This is a genomic window from Mesorhizobium opportunistum WSM2075 (assembly GCF_000176035.2).
Classification (GTDB): domain Bacteria; phylum Pseudomonadota; class Alphaproteobacteria; order Rhizobiales; family Rhizobiaceae; genus Mesorhizobium; species Mesorhizobium opportunistum.
This window is the reverse complement of the sequence record NC_015675.1, coordinates 1,295,244-1,315,086: the sequence shown is the minus strand read 5'-3', so window position 1 is coordinate 1,315,086 and position 19,843 is coordinate 1,295,244. Positions and strand designations below refer to the sequence as shown.

Annotated in this window: 18 protein-coding genes; 4 read left to right on the top strand and 14 right to left on the bottom strand. The window is 64.7% G+C overall.

All coding sequences use genetic code 11. The features are described from left to right. Window positions 1–3: 3 nt before the first annotated feature. The 4 genes from MESOP_RS06245 to MESOP_RS06230 all read right to left on the bottom strand — a co-directional run bounded on the left by MESOP_RS06245 (window position 4) and on the right by MESOP_RS06230 (window position 4,470). Window positions 4–906 (bottom strand): branched-chain amino acid ABC transporter permease, encoded by a 903-nt coding sequence (locus MESOP_RS06245; RefSeq protein WP_013892483.1) that lies wholly within the window; start codon window positions 904–906, stop codon window positions 4–6. A 334-nt stretch (window positions 907–1,240) separates the two neighbouring features. Further along, the gene (locus MESOP_RS06240) at window positions 1,241–2,242 is read right to left on the bottom strand and encodes a 4-hydroxyproline epimerase (RefSeq protein ID WP_013892482.1); all 1,002 of its coding nucleotides are present in this window, start codon (window positions 2,240–2,242) and stop codon (window positions 1,241–1,243) included. Between the two features lie 30 nt (window positions 2,243–2,272). Then, the gene (locus MESOP_RS06235) at window positions 2,273–3,523 is read right to left on the bottom strand and encodes an NAD(P)/FAD-dependent oxidoreductase (RefSeq protein ID WP_013892481.1); all 1,251 of its coding nucleotides are present in this window, start codon (window positions 3,521–3,523) and stop codon (window positions 2,273–2,275) included. A gap of 53 nt (window positions 3,524–3,576) precedes the next feature. After that, window positions 3,577–4,470: a dihydrodipicolinate synthase family protein gene (locus tag MESOP_RS06230; protein ID WP_013892480.1), complete on the bottom strand. Its 894-nt coding sequence runs from the start codon at window positions 4,468–4,470 to the stop codon at window positions 3,577–3,579. A 69-nt stretch (window positions 4,471–4,539) separates the two neighbouring features. Here MESOP_RS06230 and MESOP_RS06225 point away from each other — a divergent pair, with 69 nt between their 5' ends. Further along, on the top strand, window positions 4,540–5,232 hold the full coding sequence (locus tag MESOP_RS06225) for a GntR family transcriptional regulator (RefSeq protein ID WP_412033926.1): 693 nt from the start codon (window positions 4,540–4,542) through the stop codon (window positions 5,230–5,232). 14 nt (window positions 5,233–5,246) lie between these two features. Here the strand turns inward: MESOP_RS06225 and MESOP_RS06220 are convergent, their stop codons facing one another. Together MESOP_RS06220 and MESOP_RS06215 are read right to left on the bottom strand one after the other, a co-directional pair. Beyond that, complete coding sequence (locus MESOP_RS06220) at window positions 5,247–5,543, bottom strand: hypothetical protein (RefSeq protein ID WP_013892478.1); 297 nt, start codon at window positions 5,541–5,543, stop codon at window positions 5,247–5,249. Window positions 5,544–5,813: 270 nt separating this feature from the next. After that, entirely contained in the window at window positions 5,814–7,310 is a 1,497-nt protein-coding gene (locus MESOP_RS06215) for a CoA-acylating methylmalonate-semialdehyde dehydrogenase (protein WP_013892477.1), read from the bottom strand. A 376-nt stretch (window positions 7,311–7,686) separates the two neighbouring features. Here MESOP_RS06215 and MESOP_RS06210 point away from each other — a divergent pair, with 376 nt between their 5' ends. The 3 genes from MESOP_RS06210 to MESOP_RS06200 all read left to right on the top strand — a co-directional run bounded on the left by MESOP_RS06210 (window position 7,687) and on the right by MESOP_RS06200 (window position 11,345). Further along, on the top strand, window positions 7,687–8,568 hold the full coding sequence (locus MESOP_RS06210; protein WP_013892476.1) for a LysR family transcriptional regulator: 882 nt from the start codon (window positions 7,687–7,689) through the stop codon (window positions 8,566–8,568). Window positions 8,569–8,742: 174 nt separating this feature from the next. After that, window positions 8,743–9,186, top strand: coding sequence for a phospholipase A2 family protein (locus MESOP_RS06205; RefSeq protein WP_013892475.1), 444 nt, complete (start codon window positions 8,743–8,745; stop codon window positions 9,184–9,186). Continuing rightward, window positions 9,183–11,345, top strand: a complete 2,163-nt coding sequence (locus MESOP_RS06200; RefSeq protein ID WP_013892474.1) for a phospholipase D-like domain-containing protein — start codon at window positions 9,183–9,185, stop codon at window positions 11,343–11,345. Before MESOP_RS06205 ends, MESOP_RS06200 begins: the two co-directional genes overlap by 4 nt. A gap of 11 nt (window positions 11,346–11,356) precedes the next feature. Here MESOP_RS06200 and MESOP_RS06195 read toward each other — a convergent pair whose 3' ends face one another. From MESOP_RS06195 to MESOP_RS06160, 8 genes are all read right to left on the bottom strand, one after another. Beyond that, entirely contained in the window at window positions 11,357–12,676 is a 1,320-nt protein-coding gene (locus MESOP_RS06195) for a D-amino acid dehydrogenase (protein ID WP_280739553.1), read from the bottom strand. A gap of 52 nt (window positions 12,677–12,728) precedes the next feature. After that, window positions 12,729–13,283 (bottom strand): GreA/GreB family elongation factor, encoded by a 555-nt coding sequence (locus MESOP_RS06190; RefSeq protein ID WP_245265058.1) that lies wholly within the window; start codon window positions 13,281–13,283, stop codon window positions 12,729–12,731. 2 nt (window positions 13,284–13,285) lie between these two features. Further along, window positions 13,286–13,708, bottom strand: a complete 423-nt coding sequence (gene rnk, locus MESOP_RS06185; RefSeq protein WP_013892471.1) for a nucleoside diphosphate kinase regulator — start codon at window positions 13,706–13,708, stop codon at window positions 13,286–13,288. A gap of 270 nt (window positions 13,709–13,978) precedes the next feature. Continuing rightward, a complete protein-coding gene (gene alr, locus MESOP_RS06180; RefSeq protein ID WP_013892470.1) occupies window positions 13,979–15,118 on the bottom strand; it encodes an alanine racemase in 1,140 nt (379 codons plus the stop codon). Between the two features lie 76 nt (window positions 15,119–15,194). Beyond that, on the bottom strand, window positions 15,195–15,710 hold the full coding sequence (locus MESOP_RS06175; RefSeq protein ID WP_013892469.1) for an RNA pyrophosphohydrolase: 516 nt from the start codon (window positions 15,708–15,710) through the stop codon (window positions 15,195–15,197). 50 nt (window positions 15,711–15,760) lie between these two features. Continuing rightward, window positions 15,761–16,939, bottom strand: coding sequence for a divergent polysaccharide deacetylase family protein (locus MESOP_RS06170; RefSeq protein ID WP_013892468.1), 1,179 nt, complete (start codon window positions 16,937–16,939; stop codon window positions 15,761–15,763). A gap of 177 nt (window positions 16,940–17,116) precedes the next feature. Continuing rightward, window positions 17,117–18,448, bottom strand: a complete 1,332-nt coding sequence (locus tag MESOP_RS06165) for a S41 family peptidase (protein ID WP_013892467.1) — start codon at window positions 18,446–18,448, stop codon at window positions 17,117–17,119. 1 nt (window position 18,449) lies between these two features. After that, the gene (locus tag MESOP_RS06160) at window positions 18,450–19,838 is read right to left on the bottom strand and encodes a murein hydrolase activator EnvC family protein (RefSeq protein WP_013892466.1); all 1,389 of its coding nucleotides are present in this window, start codon (window positions 19,836–19,838) and stop codon (window positions 18,450–18,452) included. Between the last annotated feature and the right edge of the window lie 5 nt (window positions 19,839–19,843).

The window sequence follows — 19,843 nt, the reverse complement described above, 5'->3', positions numbered from 1 at the left end:
ATCTCAGACCTTTTCGACTTCTGGCCGGCCCAGAATGCCGGAAGGCAGGAAGATCAGCACGATCGCCAGGATCGAGAACGCCGCGACGTCCTTGTAGTCGATCGAGAAATACGCCGACCACATGCTTTCGATGAAGCCGATCAGCAGCCCGCCGAGTACGGCGCCCGGCAGCGAGCCGATGCCGCCGAGCACTGCGGCCGTGAAGGCTTTCACACCAGGCGTGAAGCCGTCGGAGAAGGCAACGACCCCGTAATACATCAGGAACAGCGTGCCGGCGACGGCGGCGAGGGCGGCGCCCATGATGAAGGTGATCGAGATGGTGCGGTCGACATCGATGCCAAGCAGCGCCGCCATCTTGCGGTCCTGTTCGCAGGCGCGCTGGGCACGGCCAAGCGAGGTCTTGTTGACCAGATACCAGAACAGCGCCAGCAGCAGCGCGGTGACGATGACGATGATGATCTGCTTCAGCGACACGCTGACACCGTTGATGTTGTAGACCTCGGACACCATCGGCGGGATCGGCTTGTTGCGCGGTCCTTGGGTCACCTGGACGAAATTCGACAGCGTGATCGACATGCCGATGGCGGTGATCAGCGGCGCCAGGCGGAACGAACCGCGCAGCGGCCTGTAGGCGACTTTCTCGATCGTCCAGTTGTAGAGGCTGGTGAGCAGCATCGCCACGATCATCATGACCAGCAGTGCGATGACCACGGGCACCGAGTAGAACAGCGCACCGAGGATGAGGAACACGATCAGCGCCGCGAAGGCGCCCACCATGAAGATATCACCATGGGCGAAGTTGATCATGCCTATGATGCCGTAGACCATCGTATAGCCGATCGCGATCAGCCCATAGATCGATCCCAGCGTCAGCCCGTTGATAAGCTGCTGGACAAAATACTGCATGTGTACATGGCTCCCCTGGAATGTCGCCCATGCAGACGCATTCCTTTTCGTATTTCCCCTAGTCGTAAAGTTTCGAGGCCGGATTGCAACGTGATTTTTCAATCGTCATGCGTGTTTTGGCGGCACGCCGTCCGATTGCCCGTTTTTTCGCTCCCGACCCCTGGACTATCGCGGACCCTACCATTGGCATAACGCAATGTCTTTGACGATTCGACCTCATCATGCTCCCCGCTTCGAAGAAATCGCCGTCAAAATTAGGTGATGAGAAGAATCGTTGCGTTCCTGACAGAATTCCCTTTTGCGTTTGCGCGCCTTCCCTAGCGTGATGAATCGACTATTTGACGATGAACCCATGCGCGAACGGATCGCGGTCATCGATGAAGATCGTGTTCAATCCGGTCGTGCGCGCCCAGCCGCCGATCGAGGGAACGATCGCCGGCTTTCCCGCGACCGTGACCTCCTTTTCGACCTTGCCCTTGAACAGCGAGCCGATGATCGATTCATGGACGAAGCTGTCGCCGGCCTTGAGCTTGCCCTTTGCGTGAAGCTGCGCCATGCGTGCCGAGGTGCCTGTGCCGCAGGGTGAGCGGTCGATCGCCTTGTCGCCGTAGAAGACGGCGTTGCGGGCGTCGGCTCCCGCGACCGTGGGGTTGCCGGTCCACAGCATGTGCGACAGCCTGTTGATGCCTGGGTTCTCCGAATGCACGAAAGTGTATTTCTCGTTGAGTCGCTGCCGCACCACGGGACTCCAGGCGATGAAGTCGCCGGCGGAATAGTCGGCCATGTCGCGGTAGTTCGCCTGCGGCTCGACGATGGCGTAGAAATTGCCGCCATAGGCGACATCGACGGTGATCTCGCCAAGCCCGGGACACTCGACCGTCAGTCCTTCGGCATGGAGGAAGGACGGCACGTTGGTGATGCGCACCTCCTCGACATATTCGCCGACCTGTTTGTATTCGGCGATGACCAGGCCGGCCGGCGTGTCGAGCCTCAGCACGCCCGGCGTCTTCGGCTTGATCAGTTCGTGCTCGATCGCCATCGTCACCGTGCCGATGGTGCCGTGGCCGCACATCGGCAGGCAGCCGGAGGTTTCGATGAACAGGATGGCGATGTCGCAATCCTCGCGCGTCGGCGGGTAGAGGATCGAGCCGGACATCACGTCGTGACCGCGCGGCTCGAACATCAATCCGGTACGGATCCAGTCATACTCGGCGAGGAAATGCGCGCGCCGTTCCATCATCGTCGAACCCTGCAGCAATGGTCCGCCGCCGGCGACCAGCCGCACCGGATTGCCGCAGGTGTGGCCGTCGATGCAGAAGAAGGATTTCTTGGCCATGTCGTTCCTCGAAAATCAAACCCGAAAAAATCAAAACCGTTGTGGACTGAAGGGGGCCAGATCGACAGGTGGAGTCTGCCCCAGGACGAGCCCCCGGATCAACCGCCCGGTGGCGGCCGCCTGGGTCAGGCCGAGATGGCCGTGGCCGAAGGCATAGACCACCGGCCGGCTTCCTTGCGCCTTGCCGATGACCGGCACCGAATCCGGCAGCGAGGGCCGGAACCCCATCCATTCGCGCCCGCCCGAGGGATCGAGCCCCGGCAGGAATTTCTGCGCCTTCCGCAGCAGCGTCCTCGACCTGGCATAATTGGGCGGCCGTTCGATGCCGCCGAGTTCGACCGCACCGCCGACGCGCAGGCCGGTTTCCAGCGGCGTGATGACGAAGCCATGGCCGGAGAAGATCAGCATCCGCTTCACGTCGAAGGCGCCCGGCGGCAAGGTCGTGTTGTAGCCGCGCTCGGTTTCGAGCGGAATGCGGTCGCCGAGCTGCCTGGCCAGAAGGTGCGACCAGGCGCCGGCGGCGATGACGAGCTGTCTCGCGCGCCTTGTGGATCCATCGGCCAGCGTCAGCGTCGCACCATCCTGGTCCGCCGCGACACGATCGATCCGAGCCATTTGAAAACGCGCGCCCTTGGACTGCGCATAGGCCCACACCGCCTTGCCGAGCAGCTTTGGGTCGGCGACCGTCTTCCAGCCCGGCACGAACGTGCCCTTGACGAAGCGTGGCGACAGGCCCGGCTGCAGCGTCGCAAGATCCTTGCCCTCGACATGGCGGAAGCCGATGCCAAAACGTTCGCGCGCGGCCCAGCCGGACAACCCGGCCTGAAACTCGCCTTCGCTTTCGTAAAGTTCGAGCGAGCCGTCCTCGCGCAGCATCGATCGCGTACCGGAGCGGTCGAGCAAGCCCATCCACTCCGCTTCGGCGAGCTTCATCATGCCGGCCTGGGTGGTGAGGCTCGCCTCGTATTTCTCCGGTGCGCCGGCCCGCCAGAAACGGATCAGCCAAGGCAGGAGCCTCGGCAGGTAGGCCGGCGGGATGCTGAGTGGCCCGAGCGGGTCGGCCAGCCATTTCGGCAATTGCCGGATCATGCCCTTGTGGGCCAGCGGCAGCACGTCGGAGAAGGCGAAGGCGGCGGCATTGCCGGAACTCGTCTCCTCGCAGATGCCGGTACGATCGAAGACCGTGACGTCGCGCCCCGCCTCGGCAAGCAAGGCGGCCGCACAAATGCCGATGATGCCGCCGCCGATGATGGCGATGTCGATTGCAGCATCGCTATTCATGGCTGCGTGCCGTGGTGCATGTGCCAGCCCTTAGCTCGATCCGCCCAGCCAGCTTAGAACTGCGGCAGCGTCGGCCGCACCGCCAGCGCGTCCTTGATGATCTTTTCGACCGCCTTGCGGCGCTCGCCCGACAGCGGCTGGCGCGGCATGCGCACGCGATCATTGGTTTGGATGGCGAACACTTCGGCAAGCTTGATGTTCTGCACCAGGTAGGTCGAGACGTCGAGATCGAGCAGCGGCCGGAACCAGCGGTAGATCGAAAGCGCCTCCTCGCGGCGGCCCTGCTTCATCAGCTGGTAGATGGCGACGGTCTCGCGCGGGAAGGCGGTGACCAGGCCGGCCACCCAGCCGATTGCACCGACCGACAGCGCCTCGAAGGCCAGATTGTCGACGCCGGTGAACAGGTCGTAGCGGGTGCCCAGGCGATTGATGATCTCGGTCGAGCGGCGGATGTCGTCGGAGGACTCCTTGACGGCGACGAAGCGCTTGTCCGACGCCAGCTCCTCCATCTGGTCGACGGTGACGTCGACGCGATAGGCCAGGCGGTTCGAGTAGATCATCACCGGCAGGTCGCCGGCCTGCGCAACCGCGCGAAGGGCCGCCACCGTCTCTTCCTCATTGGTATGGTAGATCGGGCTCGGCACCACCATCAGGCCGTTGGCGCCTTCCTTGGCGGCGCGCTTTGCGATGCTGGCGGCCTCGCGGGTGCCGGCCTCGTTGACCGTCAGCAGCACCGGCTTGTTGCCGGCGACTTTCTGGGCCGTCTTCAGCACCTCGATCTTCTCGTCATGCGACAGCATCGGTCCTTCGCCGAGCGAGCCGCAAACGATAATGCCGTCGCAGCCAGCCTCAATCTGGAGGGCAAAGCAGCGCTCCATCTCGGCATGATCGAGACGATCGTCGGCGGTGAATTTGGTCGTGACGGCGGGGAAAACTCCGGTCCACATGATCATTGCTCCATCTGATATATCAGCCGTATATCTGTTAAGAAACCCGCTGTCAATACGGAATCCGTTATGATATATCCTGGATATATCAGGAGACAGCCTTTGATATCCAAGGAAGCAAGCGCCTTGTCGGAGCCGGCCGCGACCCGGGCCTATCGCGTGCTCGAGCACATGATCGTCACGCTCGAACTGGCGCCGGCGAGCTTCGTCACCGAGGGCGCCCTCATCGATAGGCTGGCGCTCGGCCGCACGCCGGTGCGCGAGGCGATCCAGCGACTGGCCTGGGAAGGGCTGCTCGACGTGCGTCCGCGTGCCGGCATCGCGATCGCGCCGCTGCATCCTGGCGACTGGCTGCGCGTGCTCGACGCCCGGCGCGGCGTCGAGGTGGTGCTGGCCCGCTCGGCCGCACGCTTCGTCACCCGCGAGGCCGCCGACCTGTTTCACGAGGCAGCCCTTGCCATGCAGAAGGCGGTCATCTCAGGCAATGTGCTGGCCTTCATCCAGGCCGACAAAGCGCTCGACGAGGCTCTGGCGATGGCCGCCGACAACCCCTTTGCCGCGCGGCTGGCCGCCCCCTTGCAGACCCACAGCCGCCGCTTCTGGTTCCGCTACAAGGCCGACACCGGGCTCGCCGAATCGGCCGAGCACCACGTTGCCCTGATCCGCTCTATCCTTGACGGAGACGAAGAGGCAGCGGCCAAGGACGCCAAGCGGCTGATGGCGCTGCTGCGCGGCCATGCCGAAGCCGCCGCGACGCGCTGAGCCTGCTTGTCAATTCAGGCTCCGGGCATCCCCGCCATCACGGCACCGTCCCAACCTTCGCCCGCCGTGATGACGCAGCTCTGGCCATGGATGTCGGTGGCCAGGATGGTCCAGGTGCCCTGCTCGGACACGAAGATCTCGAGTATCACGCTCGGATTGACCAGGCCGTGCGCCGCCTGGCTTTCGTGGAACTTCTCACCAAGCGCCTTGACCATATCCGCGCGCGCCGCGCATTGCGGTGCTGCCGATGCCTGGGCGGCGAAAAACACGGAAGCCGCCACGAGAGTTATCGTTGCGATAAGACGTGTCATCTGACACCTCCCTGCGCCAAACGATTGTCCCCGAAGCTGTCGCCAGCGCCGTTGGTTGATCTGCCGCGCCTCCAGGCCTCCAGGCGGCAGGACTGCAACCTAAGACGGCAACGCGCCCCAGGTTCCATCACATTAGCGTTCACGTGGATACCGACCGCGACCGGGCAAGAAAAGGCTCGGGTTTTGAGCCCGAGCCTTTGCTGTCTGCCTTCATGCCCGCCCGCGCGCCCGCAGCCGAAGGCGAGGACGCGCAAGCAGCAAAGCGGCCGGCTAGTTCATCGTCGGGATGACGAATTCGGCGCCGTCCTTGATGCCGGACGGCCAGCGCGAGGTCACCGTCTTGGTCTTGGTGTAGAAGCGGAAAGCGTCCGGACCGTGCTGGTTGAGATCGCCGAAGGACGACGCCTTCCAGCCGCCGAACGTGTAGTAGGCGATCGGCACCGGGATCGGCACGTTGATGCCGACCATGCCGACCTGGACACGGCTAGCGAAGTCCCGCGCGGCGTCGCCGTCACGGGTGAAGATGGCGACGCCATTGCCCATCTCATGGTCGTTGGCAAGCTTGATCGCGCTCTCATAGGTCGGCGCGCGCACCACCGAGAGCACCGGCCCGAAAATCTCTTCCTTGTAGATACTCATGTCGGCCGTCACATTGTCGAACAGGCAGCCGCCCATGTAGTAGCCGTTCTCATAGCCCTGCATCGAGAAGCCGCGGCCGTCGACGACCAGCTTGGCGCCTTCCTTGACGCCGGTGTCGACATAGCCTTTCACCCGCTCCAGCGCCTGGCGCGTCACCAGCGGGCCGAAATCGGCGGCCGAATCCGTCGACGGGCCGACCTTCAGGCTCTCGACGCGCGGAACGAGCTTTTCCATCAGCCGGTTGGCGGTGTCGTTGCCGACCGGGACGGCAACCGAGATCGCCATGCAGCGCTCGCCCGCCGAGCCGTAGCCGGCGCCGATCAGCGCATCGACGGTCTGGTCCATGTCGGCGTCGGGCATGATGATCATGTGGTTCTTGGCGCCGCCGAAGCACTGCACACGCTTGCCGGCGGCAGTGCCGCGCGAATAGATGTAGTGCGCGATCGGCGTCGAGCCGACAAAGCCGATGGCCTTGATGTCGGGATCGTCGAGGATGGCGTCGACGACTTCCTTGTCGCCATTGACGACGTTGAGGATGCCCGCCGGCAGGCCGGCCTCGAGGAACAGCTCGGCGATGCGGATCGGCACGCCCGGGTCACGCTCCGAAGGCTTCAGGATGAAAGCGTTGCCGCAGGCGATCGCCGGGGCGATCTTCCACAGCGGGATCATCGCCGGGAAGTTGAACGGCGTGATGCCGGCAACGACGCCGAGCGGCTGGCGCATCGAATAGACGTCGATGCCGGGACCGGCGCCGTCGGTGAACTCGCCCTTCATCATGTGCGGGGCACCGATACAGACCTCGACCACTTCGAGGCCGCGCTGGATGTCGCCCTTGGCGTCGGCGATGGTCTTGCCGTGCTCGCGCGCCAGAATGTCGGCCAGCTCGTCATAGTCGCGGGCGACCAGTTCGAGGAATTTCATCAGCACGCGCACGCGGCGCTGCGGGTTGGTGGCGGCCCATTTCGGCTGTGCCGCCTTGGCGTTCTCGACCGCCGCGCGCAATTCCGCCTGCGAAGCCAGCGCCACCGTGCCGCGCACCGTGCCGTCCATCGGCTGCATGACGTCCTGCTTGCGGCCGCTGGTGCCGGCGACATGCTTGCCGCCGATGAAATGACCGTATTCGATCATGATATCTCTCCCTTTGTTCGTGATACCCGCATTGTCCGCCTTCGGCCGGCGAATGGCAACGCGAGCGAGAACGCAACCGTTGTGCGAAAAATAGATAGCGGTTGACGGAAGAGCATCAATTCTCGCAAATGATGGGGCCTCTTACACCAGGAATGATCAACGTTGAGTTCCTTAGCGCCCCCCTCTGTCCTGCCGGACATCTCCCCCTCTAAGGGGGAGATTGCGCTGTCATATTCGCCTTCGCCAATCATGGAGGCTGTCAAGGAGGGACTGTCGGCGACGCTGCCAATCTCCCCGCTAGAGGGGGAGATGTCCGGCAGGACAGAGGGGGGCGCCACAGAACGCTACGCTGACCATTGTCATTCGGACCACTCTCATGAACTGGGATGACGTCCGCATCTTCCTCGCCGTGGCCCGCGCTGGGCAGATCCTCGGCGCCGCCAAACGGTTGGAACTCAACCACGCCACCGTCTCGCGCCGCATAGCGGCTCTCGAGGAGGCGCTGCGCACGAAACTCTTCCGCCGTCTGACCACCGGCAGCGAACTGACGCCGGCGGGCGAGCGCTTTCTCGACATTGCCGAGCGCATGGAGGGCGACATGATCGCCGCGCGCTCGACCATATCGGGCGAAGGCGACGACGTCTCGGGTACGGTCCGCATCGGTGCGCCCGACGGGTTTGGCGTCGCCTTCCTGGCCAAGCGCCTCGGTGAACTGACCGCGCTGCACCGCGAACTGACGATCCAGCTTGTGCCGGTGCCGCGCTCCTTCTCGCTGTCGCGCCGCGAGGCCGACATCGCCATCACCGTCGAGCGGCCGACCGAGGGTCGGCTGGTGGCGGGAAAGCTGGTCGACTACACGCTCGGCCTGTTCGCCTCCCGCGCCTACGCGCAAGCGCATGGCCTGCCCAGGACCGCTGCCGAACTCGGCCAGCACACGCTGATCGGCTATGTGCCCGACCTCATCGTCAGCCCCTCGCTCGACTATGCCGCCGAATTCAGCCCGGACTGGCGCACCAGCTTCGCCATTTCCTCCGCACTCGGCCAGGCCGAAGCCGTAAGGTCTGGCGCCGGCATCGGCATCCTGCACACCTTTGTCGCCCGCTCGATGCCGGAACTGATGGCCGTCGATGTGGTGGCACCCATCCGCCGCGCCTACTGGCTGGTCTATCACGAGTCCGTCAGGCCGCTGCGGCGGGTCCAGATCGTCGCCAGCTACATCACCAAGGCGGTGGAGCGGGAAAAAGGTCTCTTCGTATAAAGGCAATCACGGCCCATCGTGCCGGCCAAGCTGTGCCGCCACGACATATCACGATCCGGCGATGGACGCCGCCTTTACCTTGCCACAGAACCAGCCAGTGTGGCATCAGCCATGCGATCGCGGCCATGGGCGGATCGCCGGGTGGGGAAATCTTTCGGAAAGCTGCGCGGAAATATGCGAGCCGATCTTGCCATCCTGCCGCTGCTTCTCTTGTCCGCATGCGCCAACCCATGGACGAAAGTGCCGGAAGCCGAATTGCCCAAACCGATCCGTTACGCCATGGCGCGTCCCTCGCCCTTCGTCATCGGCAATTATTGCGGCCCCGGCACGCGCACCGGCGATCTGTCGGCCCGGCCGGTCGACCGCCTCGACGCGGTTTGCCGGACCCATGACGCCTGCTACATCGCCCGCCACAACCATTGCGACTGCGATGGCGCCCTTGTCGCCTCGGCCAGGGCGATCCGCGACGACAAGACGGCGCCCCGCAAGATGCGCAACGAAGCGGAATTGCTGATCGCCACCTTTGCGATTCCGATCTGCAAGGTTTTTCCGCAAGGCTTCATGCCACCGCGAGACCCGGCGCAGTTGAGTACCCTGAAGGCCGGAGCAGCGGGTTGAACGGCAGCGCATCGATCACCCTGGCCGCGTTCGGGCTGGCGCTCACTGCCCTTGCCGGCTGCGCGGACCCAGGCCGGAACGCCTGCGAGTTCCTGCCGGGACAGGCGGCATGCACCCGTCCCGCGCTGTCGGCCGGCACGCCCGGCCCGCAGGTCGCTGCGGCACAATTTTTCGGAAACACCGGCACCAGCGACTATGAAAGCCGCTTCCTGGCGCTGCTTGCCCATAACCAGCTCGGCGCCATGGACCGCGCCAACGGCACCGGACCGTTCGGGCGAAACCGCCGCGACGTCCAGAACCGCGACGTCCAGGCGACCTACACGACGCTGCAGCAACTGGCCGGACCCGTGGCCACGCCGCGTCTGCCGCCGTCCGGTGGCAATGTCGGCGAGGGCCGTTTCGACGGACGCTGGCGGGTGTCGCGGCAGACACTCTACATCGACGCCGCGGCACGGCCCTCGGCGCCCAAGATTTTCGATTTCTCCGGCCTGCAGGCACGCAGCGTCGAGATCGTCGTGCGCCAGGCCGGCAAGCAGGCCGCCGACATCGAAGGGTCTTGCGACGGCGCGCTGGTCATTCGTGCCGGCGGCGGCTCACGCACCATCGCCGCGAGCACCGCATTCCGCTTTCGCCTGTCCGGCGCGAACGACACGGCCAGCCTGTTTCCTAGTGACAGCCTGAACCGCTGCAACGCGACGATTCGCTCCAGTCTTGCCCAGGCAGGCGCACCGCTCGCCATCCGGCGCGAAGAGGCCGCCGATCCGGCGCTTGCCGCCTTCGACAGCCGCTACCAGCGCTGCCCGGTTCCCGACGATGCCAGCCTAGACGCGCTTGAGCGCGTCTTCTACGCCAGCCGCTGGCTGTCGCAGACCTGCGCCGTGCCGATCGGCCAGCCGCGCCTGCTGCGCAAATCGCGCGACGGCTTCAACGCCAAGGTCGAGGCGCTGATGGGCGCGCCGCTGTCCGACGCGGCCATCGACAAGGGTGACCCGGAACTGCCGCTCGATTTCTCCAGGGCGCCGAGGCTGAAGCTGATCTATCTCTCGTCGCTCGAGTTCAAGGCGGATTTTTCCGGCCGCATCATCGAAAGGCTGATCCGTCATCATGCAGCGCTTGGCACCAAGGTGCGGATCATGGTCACCGATGTGCTGGAACGCGAGAAGGACGACGCCATGCTGCACCGGCTGGCGGCCGAGTTCCCCAATGTCGAACTGCAGGAATACCGCTGGCGGGCGGACCATGGCGCGCCGATCGACGAGCAGATTTCACAATTGCACAAGGTCCATCACGTCAAGATGCTGGCGACGCTGGCGCTGGATCCCGCGCGCTCGCGCGTCATCATCGGCGGCCGCAACATCCATGACGGTTTCCTGTTCCACCAGCCGATCGATCTGTCGCGCTATCCGGGCCTCGAGCAATACGGCAAGACCGACGGGTTTTCGCTGAACTATTACTCGAACTGGAGTGACTTCGACATCGAGTTCGCCGACCCTACCATTGTCGACACGCTCGCCGCGCATCTGTCTACGATATGGTTGCGCGACGCCGACACCAACCTGGCGCGCCCCTTCTCTATCCCGGTCCGTTCCAAGGGTGGCCGCCCGTCGGGCAATGCCCGGCATTTCATTTCGGTGCCCTATGAGGACAGCCATGCGCTGGAGGATTATTTCGTCGAACTGGTCGATGCCGCCAGCCATCATATCCAGATCGTCAATCCCTACCTCAACCTGACGCCGAGCCTCGCGCGAGCCTTCGACCGGGCGCTGGCGCGCGGGGTCAAGATCGATATCGTCGGCCGCATCGATCTCAAGGGCGATATCGGCGGCAAGTTCCTCACCGCGCTCAACAAGCTGTTCGTCGAAGAATATGGCGACCGCATCAACATCCGCGAGTTCAAGGCGCCCGATGTGGTGCTGCACTCCAAGATCATGATGATCGACGAGAGGCTGGTGGCCATCTCCTCGGTCAACCTCAACAACCGCAGCTTCTTCCATGACTCGGAGAACGGCATGGTGGTGCTCGACCCCGCCTTCTACGCCAGAATGAAGCCGGTCTATGACGATTACCTCGCCCATTCCAACCCGGTCGCCGCCAATGTGACGATCCCATGGGCCTACCGGCTGCTGTTCGACGACGTCTGGGTCAGGCAGGCGTTCTGAATTGGCGGCCGCTATTTGAGATAGCGCTCCTGCGCCAGGGCGCGGACATCGATATCAGGCACCCGGCTCGAGATGATGTCGGCCAGCACCTTGGCCGAACCGCAGGCCATGGTCCAGCCGAGCGTGCCGTGGCCGGTGTTGAGATAAAGGTTGGACAGCTCGGTGCGGCCGATCAGCGGCGGCCCGTCCGGCGTCATTGGCCGCAGCCCGCACCAGAACGTCGCCTCGCGCATGGCGCCGGCACCGGGAAAGAGATCGCCGACCGAGTGTTCCAGCGTGCGCCGCCGCGATTCGTGCAGCCTGAGGTCGAAGCCGGAAATCTCGGCCGTGCCGCCGACGCGGATGCGGTCGCCGAGCCGCGTGATCGCCACCTTGTAGGTCTCGTCCATGACGGTCGACACCGGCGCCAGCGCGGCATCCTTGATCGGCACGGTGATCGAATAGCCTTTGACGGGATAGACCGGGATCGGCCGCTTCATCCGGCGCATGAACCCCGCCGAATAGCTGCCCATCGCCATGACATAGGCGTCGGCCGCCTTGAAACCCTTGCTGGTGCTGAGATTGGCAACGCGGTTGCGGCTGCGGAGGACCCGCCAGATCGTCATGTCGTATTCGAACGTCACGCCGCGCGCCACGCAGAGCTCGGCCAATTTGTCGGTGAACATCTTGCAGTCACCGGTCTCGTCATGCGGCAGTCTGAGGCCACCGACGAACTTCTCGCGCACGCTGGCCAAGCCCGGCTCGGCCGCGATGCAGCCGTCCTGGTCTAGGATTTCGTAGGGTACGCCGTATTTCTTCAGCACCTCGACATCGCCTGATGTACCGTCGAGCTGCTTTTGCGTGCGGAACAGCTGCAGTGTGCCCTGGGTCCGCTCGTCATAGGTGATGCCGGTCGCTTCGCGCAGCGCCTTCAGCGTGTCGCGGCTGTACTCGGCCAGCGGCACCATGCGCGACTTGTTGATCGCGTAGCGCTCGGCCGTGCAGTTGCGCAGCATCTTGACCAGCCAGGTCCACATATGCGGGTCGAAGGCCGGCCGCACCACCAGCGGGCCATGCTTCATCAGCAGCCATTTGATCGCCTTGAGCGGAATGCCGGGCCCGGCCCAGGGCGAGGCATAGCCGGGCGAGATCTCGCCGGCATTGGCGAAGCTGGTTTCCAGCGCCGGGCCTTTCTGGCGATCGACCACCGTCACCTCGTGGCCAGCCTCGGCGAGGTAATACGCCGTGGTCACCCCGATGACGCCACCGCCCAGCACCATGATTTTCATCGTCCACTCCTTGCGCGGCGCCGGTCGGGACGCCGATAGACACAACACCGCCGACTTGCGCATGATCCCTGGTGAAAATCGATCCCGATTTTCAAGACCATGCGCTGTGGCCCATTCACGCCGCCGACGGACCGGGGTCGTCATCTTCTGTCTGCAGCATTCCAGCCGTCTCGCCAAGGGGCCGGATGCAGGCTTCGGCGCTGTAGACGAGCGTGAGCCCGTGCGGTCGCCGCTGATCAGCCTGGTGTTTCTGCCCGAGAGCGCGCCGGGCAGCCTCCGGCTGGTAGAGCACCGCTTTGATCCGGATCGACTCCCGCCTGCCGTCAGGGTACTCGACCGACGCTGTCTGGCCCTGCGCCATGCCTAGCACGCAGAGCCCGCGCCGCGTTGCCACCGACAGGCTCGATCCGACCGGGCCGTGCACCTCATCCTGCACCAGCGTGCGCGTCTCGGCCGGACCGGCATCGATGCAAAACACCGCTCTGCTGTTCAGTGTCACGATATCGGGATCGATCGAATCGACGGGAACGACGTCGGAACTCGAAAGCTTGTGTTCAAGCATATGCACGATCGGATCGGCGAACGCCCGCCGGCGCTCCAGCATGACTTCGAGGACAGCGAAGTCCTTTCTCGTCAGGCAACAATTCGTGGTCGTCATCACCGCCTCCACGATCAGATCCGCTGCGGGCCGGAGGTCAATGTATCGACGGCTTCGATGGTCACCGACAACTCCCGACCGTCACGACTGCTCCAGCACACAACCTGCCCAATGGCGGCGCCGATGAGCGCCGTTCCCATCGGCGTCAGCACCGAAATCCGGTTTTCGGCAATATCGGCTTCACCGGGATAGACCAGCGTGATGCGCTGGATGTCCCCGCCTTCGCTGCTGACCGCCACTGTCGAACCCATCCGCACCACGTCGGCCGGCATCGCCGCCGCGTCCGCGATGACGGCCCGGTCCATTTCCGAGAGCAACTCTTCGGCCACCTCGGGGGTGCGGTCGAGCAAGGCTCTCGCCAGGCCGGTCAGCCTGTCATGGTCGATCTCACTGATCAGTATCTGGCCGCTCGGACGCGATTCCGTTGCATGTTGCATGGCAAACCTCATGGATCGGCGCATCGAATGGATGCGCGCCTGCCGCTGATGGCGGCATGATGAACAGTCGGCAGCCGCGAAGAGCTGAACGACTTGATGACGATGGTGGATGTATGGATGCCCCGGTACGGACGGACGCCGGAAGGCGGCCGCGCCGGGGCTACGATCCCGCGATCGGGCAGACCCTGAACAAGGTTCTGATATAAGCGAGGTTGCTCATGCCCCGAACCTTGCCGACAGACGTCCGCTTGTCAAGCGCGGCCAAACCGCTCAACCGCCAACGTATCGGCGGTGAAAGCGCGTGCCGAGGCTGGCCAGGATTTCATATCCGATGGTGCCGGCATGGCCGGCGGCATCGTCGACGCTCTGTGCAGGACCCAGCAGCTCGACCAGGTCGCCCTCGCGCAGTTTGCCGGGCGACAGTGCGGAAACATCGAGAATGATCGAATCCATGGACACACGCCCGAGGAAAGGCAGGCGCACCCCTTCGAACCAGGCCGCCGAAGCGGAACGGCGCAGCCAGCCATCGGCATAGCCGAACGAGATCGTCGCCAGGCTGCGCGGACCTTCGGCGTGATAGGTGTGACCATAGCCGACGCCGGTGCCTTTTTCGATGCCGCGCGTCTGCGCAACCTTGGCTTGCAGCCCCACCACGGGCAGCATCGGATTGGTCGCGTCAGGCGTCGGGTTGATGCCGTAGAGCGCCGCCCCCGGCCGGGCCAGATCGTAGTGGTAGCGCGGCCCGAGGAAAATGCCGGAGGAATTGGCGAGCGAGGCGGGCGCCGCCGGCAGCAGGGCACGCAGCCGCTCAAACGCCAGCCGCTGCTGCTCGTTGGCCGGATGGCGCGGCTCGTCTGCGCAGGCCAGATGGCTCGTCACATACCTGACGTCGATGCCCTCGAACGCGCCGGTATCCTCTACCACCGCTTCGACCTCGGCAGGCGCCATGCCAAGCCGCGACATGCCGCTGTCGACCTGGATGGCGGCCGGAAGCTGGCGGCCGGCGCCATGCGCCGCCGCGCGCCAGGCCTTCAACTGCGCGCCGCTGTTGATGACCGCGCACAGGCCGGCGGCGACGGCTTCCGGCTCCGAGCCCGGCGGCAGCCCGTTCAGCACGTAGATGTCCGGCCCGGCGCCGATCGCCTTGCGCAGGCTGATGCCTTCCGCCAGCAGCGCGACGAAGAAAGTGTCGCAGCCATCCTTCATCAGCGCCGATGCCACCTGCGTCGCACCGAGACCATAGCCGTCTGCCTTGACCACGCCGGCGCAACGTACGCCGCCCAGTTGCGCTTTCAGCCGCCGGTAGTTTTCACGGATCGCGCCGAGATCGATGGTGAGAATGGCTCCCGCCGCCGCTTCGCTTACGCCAGCGGTATCCCCGGACAGCGACCTCTTGGAGGCGTCGTTCATGGCGACCCTTCTCGTGGCGGACAAACATCAATAGGACCGCAGGACCCGCGCGGCAACCGCGCTGCCTCCCGTCATTCTATGCCACCAGGTGCCGGAATGTCGCCACCACATCCTCATAGACATGGCGCTTGAACGGCACGATCAGGTCGGGCAAGTCCTGCATCGGCCGCCATGCCCATTTGTCGAATTCGGCGGTGTGGCCGCCCGGCGGCGGATTGATCTGGATTTCGCTGGTATCGCCATGGAAGCGGAAGGCGAACCATTTCTGCGCCTGGCCGCGATACCGGCCCTTGAAGGCAATGCCGACGAGATGGTCCGGCAGATCATAGTTGATCCAGTCCGGCGCCTCGGCAATGAGCGAGACGCTGCGCATACCGGTCTCCTCATAGAGCTCCCGCTCGGCAGCCTGCAGCGGCTCCTCGCCCTTGTCGATGCCGCCTTGCGGCATCTGCCAGAGCTGCGTGGTGCCGGCAAATTCGCTGTCGGGTTCGGCAATGCGGTGCCCGACCCAGACCAGGCCCTCGGCGTTGAGGATCATCAGCCCGACACACGGGCGATAAGGCAGCGTTTCGCGGTCGATCTTTTTGGCCATCTGACGCTCTCTCCGGTCGTTCCAGTGGGTTTGTTGGGATCAGCGGATCGTCAGCCTTTTTGCGGATCGATGGCCACCGCTGAAATCGGCACGATCTCGATGCCGCGCTTCTTGGCTTCGGCCACCCAGGACGACACCGTGTCGACCGTCAGGTCGAAAGCCGAGCCGATGCCGACGGCAAAGCCCTTGGCCCGCGCTGTCGCTTCCAGGCTGTCGAGCTTCTTCAGGATTTCGCCGCGATCCTGCACCGCATCGATCGCCATGTCGCCGGCAACGAAGGGCACGCCGTCCTTCAGCGCCAGGTCGGGTGCGAGGCTGCGCGCCGACGAACCGTCGTCGATATAGGCGAGGCCGCGCTTGCCGAGCTCGGCCATGAACGGTCCCATCGCCGTCGCGTCGGCCGAGAAACGGGCGCCCATATAGTTCATGACGCCGGTATAGTTCGTGGTCCGCGACAGCGCCCAGTGCAGGCTTTTCAGGTTCTCGTCGGCACTTGCCGCCACTGTCAGCGTGTTGCGGCCCGGATTGACGCTGGGATAGTCGAACGGTTCGAGCGGCACCTGCATGACGATCTCGTGGCCGCCCTGCCTGGCGGCCTGCATCCAGCGGCCGATGCTGTTGCCCTGCGGGGCAAAGCCCAGCGTCACCTCCGGCGGCAGCTTGGCGATCGCCGCCTGGGTGCCGGTCTGCGAAACCGCGAGCCCGCCGATGACGATCGCCACGCGAGCCCCGCGCGCGCCGGACCAGGGCCGCGCATAGACGTCGAATGGCCGCCTTCCATCGGCGGCGCGCATCGGCAAGGGCCCGGTCTCGCTGGCTTCGATCAGCGCCTTGTCGGGAAGATGCGCGATCTTCAGATTCTGCCCGATGCTCGACGGATCGCGGATGACGATCCCCGCCTTGGGCGGGCCATCTCCCTCTTCCGTCTGGACATGGATGATCTGCGGGCCGCCTGTCTTGGCTGGCGTCTGCGCCTTCGGGACGGCGGCCGGCGCCAAGGCTGGAGGGGCGGCGGGTTCGGCAGCCGCCGTCACCTTCGGCGTCGAGACGGCAACCTCCTGCGGCTTGCGAAACGGCTTTTCCCTGAGCGCGATCGCGCCGGAGACGCCGACCACGGCCAGCACGACAATGGCTGAGGCGACCACGCCCGCGCTGATCTTGCCGGCGGCGCGCGGCACCCGGACGGTCTGTCCAAGCGGGCGTTCGATGTCCTTGCCGATATCAGCCAAGTCCTGTCCCCGGTGCGCATGGTTCCGAAGGGAGCACTTCGAGAAGACCTGCGCGAATTCATCAATCCTGGCGCACCCCTTGGCGCCGCATCTGCTCGAATCAAACTGCCGGAACCCTAGGGTCCCGGCAGCATGGCATTGCTTGGTTCAGGCGGCCAGACCTGGCCGGCCAAACCACTACTGGTTGAGCACGGCCTTTTCCGGATTGGGCGGGAAGGACGGATCGGTCTTCTGGCCGCGCAGCAGCTGCTCGGCATAGATGAGCTGCAGATCGTCCTTCGGATCCGGCGGCACATAGGCGGCCGAGCCCGAACCGGTCTTGCTCTCGTCGGCGCCCTTGATGTGGCCCTTGAGATCGGATTCGCCGCGCGTCAGATCCCTGCCCTGCAGTTCCGGCGGCAACGGCTGGTCGACCTTGATGTCGGGCGTGATGCCCTTGCCCTGGATCGACTTGCCCGACGGCGTGTAATAAAGCGCCGTCGTCAGCCTGAGCGCGCCATTCTCGCCGAGCGGAATGATGGTCTGCACCGAACCCTTGCCGAAGGACTGTGTGCCGACCACCGTGACGCGGCGCAGATCCTGCAGCGCGCCGGCGACGATTTCGGAAGCGCTGGCCGAGCCGCCATTGACGAGCACGATCATCGGCTTGCCGTTGATGTCGTCGGTCTGCTTCGGCTTGGCGTCGAAGCGCGTGACGTCCTTCGGATCGCGTCCGCGCGTCGAGACGATCTCGCCACGCTTGAGGAAGGCATCGGACACGCTCACCGCCTGGTCGAGCAGGCCGCCCGGATTGAGGCGCAGGTCGAGCACATAGCCCTTGAGCTTGTCGTCCGGCACCTGCTTCTTGATGGTGTCGATCGCATTCTCGAGGTCGTCATAGGTCTTTTCGGTGAAGGAGGTGATCTTCATGTAGCCGATGTCGTTCTCGACCCGGAACTTGACCGCCTTGACCTTGATGATGTCGCGCACCACCGTAAGCTCGATCGGCTTGTCGGCGCCCTGGCGCAGGATGGTGAGCTTGATCGGCGTGTTGACCAGGCCGCGCATCTTGTCGACCGCGTCGTTGAGGGTCAGGCCACGAACCTCTTCGCCATCGATCTTGGCGATATAATCGCCGGCCAGCACGCCAGCCTTGGCGGCCGGGGTGTCGTCGATTGGCGTGATCACCTTGACCAGGTCGTTCTCCATGGTGACCTCGATGCCGAGGCCGCCGAACTCGCCCTTGGTCTGCACGCGCATGTCCTGCGCCTGTTCGGCGTTCATATAGGAGGAGTGCGGGTCGAGCGAGGAAAGCATGCCGTTGATGGCGTTCTCGACCAGCGACTTGTCGTCGGGCGGCGTGACATATTGTGCCCGCACCCGCTCGAAGATGTCGCCGAAGATCGCGAGTTGCTTGTAGGTCTCCGACCCCGCAGCGTTCGCCGACGAGCCAGGAGCGCCATAAACAAGGCTCATGGCGGACGCGCCCATCAGCGCACCGGCAAACAGAAGCGACAGTTTCCGCATCATTTCACGTCCTTCCAGAAAAACGGTCCGCCCACCATGGGGCCGGATCGACGGGTTTTCCATCCTTACGGAACTCGACATAGAGTTCCGGCGTGGCATTTCCATTCTTCGAAACCGAGGTACTCGCCACCCGGGCTTCTCCCATCGCGCCGACCGGCTCTCCTGCGAGCACCGACTGGCCAGTCACGACGCTGATTCTGCTCATCCCCGCCAAAACGACATGATAACCGTCGCCGGCATTGAGGATCAAGAGTTGACCGTAGGAGCGAAACGGCCCCGCATAAAGCACATTCCCATCCGCCGGAGCGGTGACGATGGCTCCCGATTGTGTCGCAAGCATGTCGCCAAGCATCAAGGCGCCGCTACCGTCATCGGCGCCGAACCGGCGCTTGATTCGGCCTGTGACCGGCAGCGCGATCTGCCCTTGCAGCGCCGAAAAAGGAGCCGTCGCGGTGAGCCGGTTGCCTTCGGGAAGGGGCAGAGCCGCCAGGGACGCGGTCTTGTCGTCACCCGGCTTGTCGTCACCCGTCTTATCGTTACCAGTCTGGTCGGCACTGGCTGCCTTTGCGGCATCCGCGGCCTTGCGGGTCTTCTCGGCCTGCGCTTCGAGCGACGCGATCAGGTCCTTCAGGCTGCTGGCCTTGGCGGCGAGCGCCTCGGATTTCTGCTGCTCGGCCGCCATCTGCGCCTGCGTGTCGGCCTCGAGCTTCTGCTTGGCCTCCAGCAGCATGCCCAGCCGCTTCTTTTCCGCCGCCTGCTCGCCGACCGCCTCCGTCAGCCGCGCCCGTTCGGCCTCGATCGAGGCCGTCACCCGGGTTTGTTCCTTGAGGTCGGCCAGCAGGGCATCGGTCTGCTGACGCAATTCCGGCACCACGGCGCCGAGCAGGATGGCGCTGCGCACCGACGACAGCGCGTCCTCCGGCTTGACCAGGATCGCTGGCGGCGGATTCAGCCCCATGCGCTGCAAGGCACCCAGCACTTCGGCCAGCACGTCGCGTCGTGCCATGAGCGAGGCGCGGATCTTCTGCTGCTGGCTCTTCAGCCCCTCCAGCTTGGCGCCGATATCCTCGATGTCCTGGCCGAGCTTCTGTTCGGTCATCGCCGACTGGATCAACGCGGCCGTGATCGAGGCGTGGTCCTTCTTGACCGCGGCGATGTCGGCGGCAAGCTTGGCCAGCCGTTCCGACGACAGCGTTATTTCCTTGGAAACCTGTTCGTATTCGGCGCGGCTCTGGTCCGGATCGGGAGCCATGTCGAGCGTGTTCTCGGCCCGCGCCGCGTGGAGCGACAGAAGGATCGCCGCCGCCGCGATGCCGCAGCGCACGCGCCAAGAACCCCCTGTCGACGAGCCCCTTGTCGATAAACTCAGTGTCGATTTCCAGCCTTCAGACATTCGCG